This is a genomic window from Humibacter sp. (assembly GCF_035547335.1).
GTDB lineage: Bacteria > Actinomycetota > Actinomycetes > Actinomycetales > Microbacteriaceae > Humibacter.
The window spans coordinates 1-7768 of sequence record NZ_DASZVF010000074.1 but is presented as its reverse complement, the minus strand read 5'-3'; the positions used below and the strand labels follow the sequence as shown (position 1 = coordinate 7768).

The window sequence follows — 7768 nt, the reverse complement described above, 5'->3', positions numbered from 1 at the left end:
GTCATCGCGGTATGTGGTTTGTGTGAGCATCAAAGCATGCGCGCCCTTCCCCACGCAACGAACACGCCAAACATCCTTCAAACGGACTACCCGGTCCGAGTCGACCGCAGCGACGTCACCAGCGCCTCGCGCATCATCCGCGAGCACATGGTGACCATCAGCCACCACCGCGACGCAGCGCGCCGACGCGGCGACGAGGGCCTAGCGCTCGGCCTCACCTGGCGCTACGACGCCATGCACGCGCTCGCGGACCGCCTCGACCACTGCGTCATCCCCGCCAAGACCCCGCTTCGCGCCGTCGCATACCTCGCCCTACGAGCCTTGTCCGCCTGACCGTCTAGAGCGCGGCTCACCTATTCGTAGGTTGTGGACGGGGCGGCTGCGCCGCCCGAAAAGCCGGGGGCCTCACCGACCCGAGAGTGTGATTCCACACCAGGCACGCCGCGTCAAGCACGCGGTCGGCAAGCCTCCCTTATTTCGCGCTTGACCCGTCGCGCCAGGTGCAGAGGCTCTTGCGACTGTTCGGTGAGGCCCCCCGAATGCAAGGGCCTAAAAGCGCTGTGCCACAGGAGGAATCATGCGTCACGACCCGTTCTACATGCGCGTCACCGTCGAGACTGTGGACCAGGACGACGACGAAGCCGTGTGCGAGGCGAGCACATCAACGCGAGCGACGTGCGGCCTCATCGCGGACTACGTAGTGGGCGACGGCGACGAGACGTGGACGTGCTGCCGCGATCACGTGTACGCGCTCGCGACCTCGCGGTTTGTCGTCAACCTCGGCGCATGCCTCGGGCTATGACCGCCGTGCTCGTCCGGCAGAGCGGGCCGCACTCACGCGGGCATCGATGCCGCCAGACGGGTCACACGTCCTACGTGCCCGCGCCGTGGCTGTTCATCGACGGCACGACAGGCATCGAAGAGCGCATGTGTGACCGTCACGCGGAAGTGACGGCCCGTCTGCTCGGGTTGACGATCGTTGACCAGGAACCCCCTACAGCAGAGGCCCTTCCGTTGTTCTAGAGCGCGACGAGCGGCGCGCCTGCCCACTCTCGCGCCGCGTTCGCATAGCGCTCCTGGTTTCGTTCCCACCGTTCGGCACGCCACTGCGCGTCGGCGTTCGTCCAGTCATAGGCCGCGTGCAGATCGCACAGCAGCAGGAACACCGCGTCCACCCCTCCCGCCTCGAAGGCATCCAGGACCCGTGATCGTGCCTTCGCGTGGATGACAAGCCGCCACGCATCACGATCGAAGGTGTAGGCGACCGTGCCGCGCTCTTGCGGGTCAGGGTCCTCCACCCGCAGCCCGATGCGCCGGCCGAGTTGATGCCCGAGCGTGAGACAGCGCCGGCCGTGGGTCGCGCGTTCGTACTCCCGCCACAGCAGCCGCGACGAGTCGTTGACCTTCGCGTCATCGAGCAGCGTGAACGGGTGCACCCCGGCACCGCGGCGCTTCAGGTCCGCGCGGGTCATCTCCATCCCGAGCGCCCGTTCGTTGCCGTTCTCGTCCTGCACCTTGCTCACGTAGCGGGCAACGTCGCGCGAGCCCCGGACCTCCTGGCAGTTGAACCCGGCACTCTCACACGTTGCACCAAGCCGCGTGACCTCGCGCTCCCAGCAGCGATACAGCAGCCGTCCTAGGCCCTTCGTCCGACGTCGCGTGAGCGGCCGTTCGGTGAAGAGCAGAAGATGCGCGTGCGGGTGCCAGCCGTTCTTGCCGTGCACGACCTCGACCGCCCGCACCGCGCCAACGAAGCCGAAGAACCCCGCGCCCTCTTTCCACTCACGATGGCGGCTCAGAGCGGCCCAGGCGTCGCTCAGAACGCCTAGGAGCCCGTCGAGCGCGTCGGCGCGGGTGTGGCGCAGGGTCAGCGTGACGAAGGTCAGCCCGTGGCCCTCACGAAGCCACCTGGCGCACGCCTCTTCGAGCTCCACCGCGCGGCCCTGCCGGATGCGGGCCGAGCAGACCGGGCAGCCCCACACCGAGCCGCAGAGCGCGAGCCCGCCGAAGCCTGCCGTCCCGTCCGCACGCTGTTCGATCGTGACGGCCGTCGACGCGTAGTTCAGCCGCAGACCGCACCGGGCGAGACGCCCGGAAGGGAGTGCGCTCACGTCGCGCAAGACCTCGCGACGTCGGAACCGTTCTGCGCGAACGAGTTGCTGGACGTTCTGGTTGTGCTGCACAGGGTTTCTCCCCCGATGTTGTGCCGGGCCGGGTCTCCGTCGACCCCCGCACCGCCGCTCGAACGACAGTGCGGGGGAGGGGTTCGCTCAGCCACCGGCCTCCAACGCGGGTGGCAGCGCAGCACGGCAGACGCGCGGGTCATCCGGTAGCGCGTAGATCACGTGCGAGGGGTCCTCGAGCAGCGGACGCCAGTCCCACCCATCGGCCGCGTCGAACGCGATCGCTTCGGCCTCACCTGGCGCGGGCACCCGCACGCGGGAGCCCGCCCGCGCCAGGCTCACGCCGTCGCTCACATGCAGGCCGGAGCCGTCCCCTACGGAGACGTGCACCACGTTGCCCATCGCCGCCGCCGTGGCGGTCGCCTCCAGTTCGGCCCGGACCTCAGCGACGGCGGTCGCGACCGCGACGGCCGTCGCACTAGCGCCGAGCCGCCTGCCCCCGCGCCACGCGCAGAACATCGCGACCAGGACGAGCACGATCGCGGAGCCGAGCACCGGCCGTGGCATCGGTCCGATGTTCCGCACGAAGGCCCAGCCCATGCCCAGGCCGAAGAACGCCGCGAAGATGTTCACGCCGCGTCCTCGCTCGCGCCACCATCGTCGCCGCCATCACCCTTACGGCCCTTCGCGTAGTGGTCCTGCAACGCGAGCACGTGCGAGGCGACCTGCAACGACTCTTTCGTGTCGTAGTGCGATGCGACGTCCATCCGGAAGCGACGGACGACGCGTTGCGCGTGCGCCTTGCGCTTGCGGAACTTCTCCGGTTCGAAGCAGAGCGCGGTGAAGAACGCCGGATGTTCGGCGCCGCCCGCGTTCGATGAGCCCCACGCGTTACAGAGCCACAGCCAGTTCGTGACGTCGCGCAGCACCTTGTCCACACGCGTTTCGTGCTGCGCGCACCAGATCAGGTCCCAGCCCATCTTCCGCGTCTGCGACAGGCGCATGAGCAGCGACGGCGGCAACTTCATCGACAGTCGCGCGGGGAACCACAGGTGGGCCTCATCGATCAGGATCAGGCCCGGTGGCATGCGCGGGTCCGTCAGGTCTTCGATCGTGATCGGCTCGACGTTCGGGTGGTTCAGGCCGAAGTTCGCGAACACCTGACGTCCCGACTCGGCCTCTTCGAAACCCCGGGCGGACAGCGTGTACGACTTGCCCGAGCCCGGACGGCCGATGTAGCCCTCAATCATCGCTTGCCCCTCTTCCGCATGTTCACGACGCGCAGCACCAGCCACGCGATCGACACAACCGAGCCGATCCACACGTCACCGACGCGCACGGTGATGCCTCCCGTTCGCAGGTACGCCCACCACGTAGGCCCCGATGAGTGCGACCAGACCAAAGAGCCACACGCCCGCGATGACAAGCCAGGACCACCACGGCTCACCGGCCGGGTAGTACGTCACGACGTGCGTCATTGCTCACCGCCTCGCGGTACAGCCGATCGTCGGCAACGATCAGCGCGTAGCCGCAGACCGCCCACATCAGCAGGAACGAGCCGACGCAGGCGAGCGGGGGCCAGTCGTTCGCGAAGGCCGCACCGAACACGGCCCCGGTCAGCCAGGCGAACAGCAGCAGGAGGCCCGGACGTCGGCGCATCACTGACCGCCGTGGATCTGGTGGTACACCCACAGCGCGAGACGCCAGACGCCCGTGCCGATGCGAATCGTCAGCGCAAACGTCAGCATCGCCATGCCGTCCGTGAGCGGTAGGTAGTTGTTGAACGCGGCCGTCTGCGCGCCCAGCGTTGTCGCGGGTCCCGGCCAAGACGGCGTACCCATGCTCGGCACGATCGACAGGACCGCCGTCAGGATGCCGAGCACTACCGTCACGATCGCGTCGATGATCACGCGCGCACCGTGCCTTCGTAGCGCGTCCACAGCGCGAAGAGAAAGCCGCCCCACAGTGCGATGCGGACAACCGTCCGGAAGACCCACACGTTGTTGCCCGCCGAGCCGGAGCCGTCACACGTGCCGTCATTGCTCTGCGGCCAGTCGTGCGTGTCCGGCACCTGGTCGGCCGGGATAGGTCCGCCCCCGAGGAACGTGAACGGATCGTTTGGGCTGGAATAGCAGCCCGCGCCGTTGTGCACCGACTGAAAAGCCGTGTACGCGTCATTGAAGAACGCGAAGCCGCCGACGATCACCGACACCGGAGGCTTTGACGTGAGCGCGTCATAGAACGTGTGCCATGAGTTCTTCGTAACCGACGTCGGAAAGAAGAGACACTTCAGGTAGTTCAGCGGGTTGAACGAGAACCCGCAGCCGTCACTCCCGCCACCGCTCGCATCATTGCCTGTCGGAATAGCCGGGAGATGGTTGAGGATCGCGCCATCGAAGTAGCACGTCCCGTTGTAGTAAACCCGCGAGACCGCCGTAGGTTTCGTGCTCATCGGTATATCCGCCACGTATTGCATCGGCGGGGGAGTAATGCCCGATATCAGGTCGACGTCATCGACGTACCCCCACACCGTGTCGACTGCCGTCGACGGCGCAGCGGCCGGAGAACCGACCGTAAAGACATGGTGATTCGCGCCCGTCGTCGGCGGTGTTGCGCTATTCCACGTCGCGAGCACCCGCAACGTCCCCGCGTCCCAGCCCGTGATCGCGAGCAACGGACACGTTGGCGACGGCGGGGGAGTCGTGACCGGCTGGAAATCCGCGCGGACCGACACCGTGCCGGTGTACGACAGATCGTTGGACGTGAGGATCTGGTACCAGTCCAGATACGGACCCCCCGGCGATCCCGATGCGTTGCACGTCAGGTTCGCGCCCTGGGTGTCCTTCCAGGCGTACGTGTTCGTGACCGTCACCACGCCACCGGACGTGATGCATGCGTACTGCGCATCGCTGCGATGGTTGCTGTCGCTCGGCGTGTAATGCATCGACACCGACCCGCGACCACAGTTGCTCGAAGAGTCGACCGTCGCGGCCGTCATCGTCCAGGAGTCGCCCGCAGCAGTCGTCACCGTGCCGACGCACGACGTGTCCGTGGGGTTTGCCATGGGCACGAGCGCCCAGGCGGGTGCCGCTCCGATGACGGGCACCAGCGCGAGCGCGACCGCGCTCAGTACGCGAGCCCACCTACGGGTCCGCGTACCGGCATCGGTCGGCCGCGCTGCGCGCTGGTGCCGTGTCATCGAGTCAGCCCTGAGAAGTGCTGCGGCTCAGGACTTCTTCGCGGCCTTGCCGCCCCACTTCAGGATCATCGCGACGATCACGCCGATGACGGCCAGACCGAGCACCGCGACGATCAGGTGCGACTGCAGGTAGGACGTGAGCGACGAGAAGAACGTGTCACCCGCCCCGCCCGTGGGGTCCGTGCTGGTCGCGAACGACGGCCCCGCGCTGAACAGCGCGAGGAACGCCGACACGGCGAGCACCACGCGCACGCGGGTGCGCGCGACGCGGCCGAGGCGGACGGCCTTGCGGACATCGGTCGCGGTCGGCGTGGCAGCCGCCCGCTTCGTGCTGAGAGTCCCGTTCACCGGGTCCCCCTTCCAGACAGCGCCACCACCGCGAGGCGGACGACGCACCCAACTCCCAGGCCGGTTGCCAAGGAGTGCCAGAGGAACGCGAGATCGTTCATCGCGTTCAGTCCTCGTCCCGAGCGCCGAAGAGCGCTTCGTAGACCATCGCCACGATCAGTTCGAGCACGACCAGAACGAGAAACGCGCCGAGCAGGTCGGGCACGACCGACGACCACGGGTCGGACCATGTGGTGCCCATCAGCGCCGTACCCGTGGCATCGCGAAGATCGCGAGGATGCCAAGCACCATCACGACGATCGCGAGGCCGACGACGATCGCGTGGTGCGTGTCCGTGCCGATCGCTTCCAGCCGTGACGTGTCCGTCGTGCCCGACGTGCCGCCGTAGGCGATCGACACCGCGACCGGGGTGGGTGCGAGCCGCACGCCCGAGGGCACGTTCACGTTGCCCGTCGTGGCCGTCCAGCCCGTGACCGCGCAGTCCTGTCCGACCTTGACGGGCACGACAACCGTCGTAGGCGAGGGGAGAGCGTCAGGCGTCACCGTCGACGGGGACGGCGACGGCGACGACCGGTCGTTGCAGGTCCAGGAGTTGGCGACCGCATCACCGGACGTCGGATACGGGGTCGGGGACGGCAGGCTCACGGCTTGCCCGTCCCGGTCGTACCGATCGTGCCGTCGCCGGGGAAGGTGAAGACAGGGGCCGAGCGGTGCGGGAAGTTCAGCCCGAGGGGTCCGCCGATCTTGCCCGTAGCGCCGGACGTCGGGCCGGGGACCGGCGTGGCCGTGGACGTCGGACGGACCGTGCCCGTGGGCACGACGCCGCCGTGGGTCGGCAGTGCGCCGAAGACGCTCTTCACCACGAAGCCGAACAGCCCAACGATCACGACGACGATCGCGGCCGTGCGCGCGTTGCGGGTCATCTGGCGCTTGCGCGTTGCGGAGGCGGTCGGCTGGACGATGCCCCGACCGCCTCCCGGCAGGTGGTCCCACCGGTCGGGCCGTGGGCCTGCCGTGGGCGCGCTAGCCACGGTTCACCAGCCGGAGCAGTGCACGCAGCGGGTGGAGCCGCTTCAGCAGCAGCGCGACACCGAGCCCGGCGAAGGACAGCCCCGCGCGTGAGGTTGCAAGCCCCGCCAGGACGTGCCCCATCAGAGCCGCCCGGGGACCGGGTAGGAGTCCGGCCCGTCGACAACCAGGACGTCCGTGAGCACGACCACGCCGTCCCCGGCATCGACGTCCGCACAGCCGCACAGAGCGCAGATCAGCGAGCGCGTAGCCGTCTTGACGAGCGCAACGACCGAGCCGCAGACCGGGCACTCAGAGTGCAGAACCCTGACATCCGTGTCAGGTGCGCGACTGCCCAGCAGGGGGGCCGATTCCCCTTGTGCCGCAGGCGTTTCGCCGTTCTGACATAAGTGTGAGAGGCGGCTTATCGCTTCATTTCCAGTAGCATTCACGCAGGGAACTCCCGCCTAGTTGTGGGGTGGGGGGACCTAGGCCCCGGTGTCCTGCTCGAACAGGTCCGGGGCCGTCCTACGTGCTGCTCAGGCGTTCGCCGGAGCCTTCGTCTTGTCCTGCTGCCGCAGAGCGGCGATGTCATCGAGCACGGGCCGGTAGATCACGCCGTTGATGAAGCGGGGAGCGCGACCGCCGACGATGCCGGAGTAGGCCGTGCAGCGGAGGGTGACCTCGCGATCGCGGCTGAAGAGCGCGAGGTCATCGACCTCCACCCGCACCGACAGGTACGCCGGGAACTCTTCCACCTGGCGCTCGACCGCCGACTCGGTGGCGATCATCACCTCGGCGTAGACGCCCGTCTGACCCTTCGCGTTCTCCCAGGGAACCGTCTTCGTTGCGGCGACGACGCCCTTCACAGTCACAAGCGGCTGCGGGTTGGCCATTGGCCCGATCCTCTCCGGTTGTGCGACCAACTGGGCTGCTCGAACAGCGACCAGTCATCGCGGTATGTGGTTTGTGTGAGCATCAAAGCATGCGCGCCCTTCCCCACGCAACGAACACGCCAAACATCCTTCAAACGGACTACCCGGTCCGAGTCGACCGCAGCGACGTCACCAGCGCCTCGCGCATCATCCGC

General features: G+C 67.9%; 13 protein-coding genes. 2 read left to right on the top strand and 11 right to left on the bottom strand.

Going from position 1 to position 7768, the window contains the following annotated elements; all coding sequences use genetic code 11:
• Positions 1-36 precede the first annotated feature (36 nt).
• A complete protein-coding gene (locus VHB92_RS14910) occupies positions 37-333 on the top strand; it encodes a hypothetical protein (RefSeq protein ID WP_325454554.1) in 297 nt (98 codons plus the stop codon).
• Positions 334-577: 244 nt separating this feature from the next.
• Positions 578-802 carry a hypothetical protein gene (locus VHB92_RS14905; RefSeq protein WP_325454553.1) on the top strand — a complete coding sequence of 75 codons (225 nt, stop codon included), beginning with the start codon at positions 578-580 and terminating at the stop codon, positions 800-802.
• A gap of 217 nt (positions 803-1019) precedes the next feature.
• On the opposite strand, the gene VHB92_RS14900 is transcribed toward VHB92_RS14905, so the two are convergent.
• From VHB92_RS14900 to VHB92_RS14850, 11 genes are all read right to left on the bottom strand, one after another.
• Positions 1020-2111 (bottom strand): protein rep, encoded by a 1092-nt coding sequence (locus VHB92_RS14900; protein WP_325454552.1) that lies wholly within the window; start codon positions 2109-2111, stop codon positions 1020-1022.
• A gap of 159 nt (positions 2112-2270) precedes the next feature.
• Positions 2271-2756 carry a hypothetical protein gene (locus tag VHB92_RS14895; protein ID WP_325454551.1) on the bottom strand — a complete coding sequence of 162 codons (486 nt, stop codon included), beginning with the start codon at positions 2754-2756 and terminating at the stop codon, positions 2271-2273.
• Entirely contained in the window at positions 2753-3418 is a 666-nt protein-coding gene (locus tag VHB92_RS14890; protein ID WP_325454550.1) for a zonular occludens toxin domain-containing protein, read from the bottom strand. Before VHB92_RS14890 ends, VHB92_RS14895 begins: the two co-directional genes overlap by 4 nt.
• Before the next feature lie 148 nt (positions 3419-3566).
• The gene (locus tag VHB92_RS14885; protein WP_325454549.1) at positions 3567-3782 is read right to left on the bottom strand and encodes a hypothetical protein; all 216 of its coding nucleotides are present in this window, start codon (positions 3780-3782) and stop codon (positions 3567-3569) included.
• On the bottom strand, positions 3782-4033 hold the full coding sequence (locus tag VHB92_RS14880) for a hypothetical protein (protein ID WP_325454548.1): 252 nt from the start codon (positions 4031-4033) through the stop codon (positions 3782-3784). The genes VHB92_RS14885 and VHB92_RS14880 overlap by 1 nt, the downstream gene beginning before the upstream one ends.
• The gene (locus VHB92_RS14875; RefSeq protein WP_325454547.1) at positions 4030-5187 is read right to left on the bottom strand and encodes a hypothetical protein; all 1158 of its coding nucleotides are present in this window, start codon (positions 5185-5187) and stop codon (positions 4030-4032) included. Before VHB92_RS14875 ends, VHB92_RS14880 begins: the two co-directional genes overlap by 4 nt.
• A 162-nt stretch (positions 5188-5349) precedes the next feature.
• Positions 5350-5670, bottom strand: a complete 321-nt coding sequence (locus VHB92_RS14870) for a hypothetical protein (protein WP_325454546.1) — start codon at positions 5668-5670, stop codon at positions 5350-5352.
• Positions 5671-5776: 106 nt separating this feature from the next.
• Positions 5777-5911, bottom strand: a complete 135-nt coding sequence (locus VHB92_RS14865) for a hypothetical protein (RefSeq protein WP_325454545.1) — start codon at positions 5909-5911, stop codon at positions 5777-5779.
• The gene (locus VHB92_RS14860; protein WP_325454544.1) at positions 5911-6174 is read right to left on the bottom strand and encodes a hypothetical protein; all 264 of its coding nucleotides are present in this window, start codon (positions 6172-6174) and stop codon (positions 5911-5913) included. The genes VHB92_RS14865 and VHB92_RS14860 overlap by 1 nt, the downstream gene beginning before the upstream one ends.
• Positions 6175-6311: 137 nt before the next feature.
• The gene (locus VHB92_RS14855) at positions 6312-6593 is read right to left on the bottom strand and encodes a hypothetical protein (RefSeq protein ID WP_325454543.1); all 282 of its coding nucleotides are present in this window, start codon (positions 6591-6593) and stop codon (positions 6312-6314) included.
• 624 nt (positions 6594-7217) lie between these two features.
• Positions 7218-7574: a hypothetical protein gene (locus VHB92_RS14850; protein WP_325454542.1), complete on the bottom strand. Its 357-nt coding sequence runs from the start codon at positions 7572-7574 to the stop codon at positions 7218-7220.
• Positions 7575-7768 lie beyond the last annotated feature (194 nt).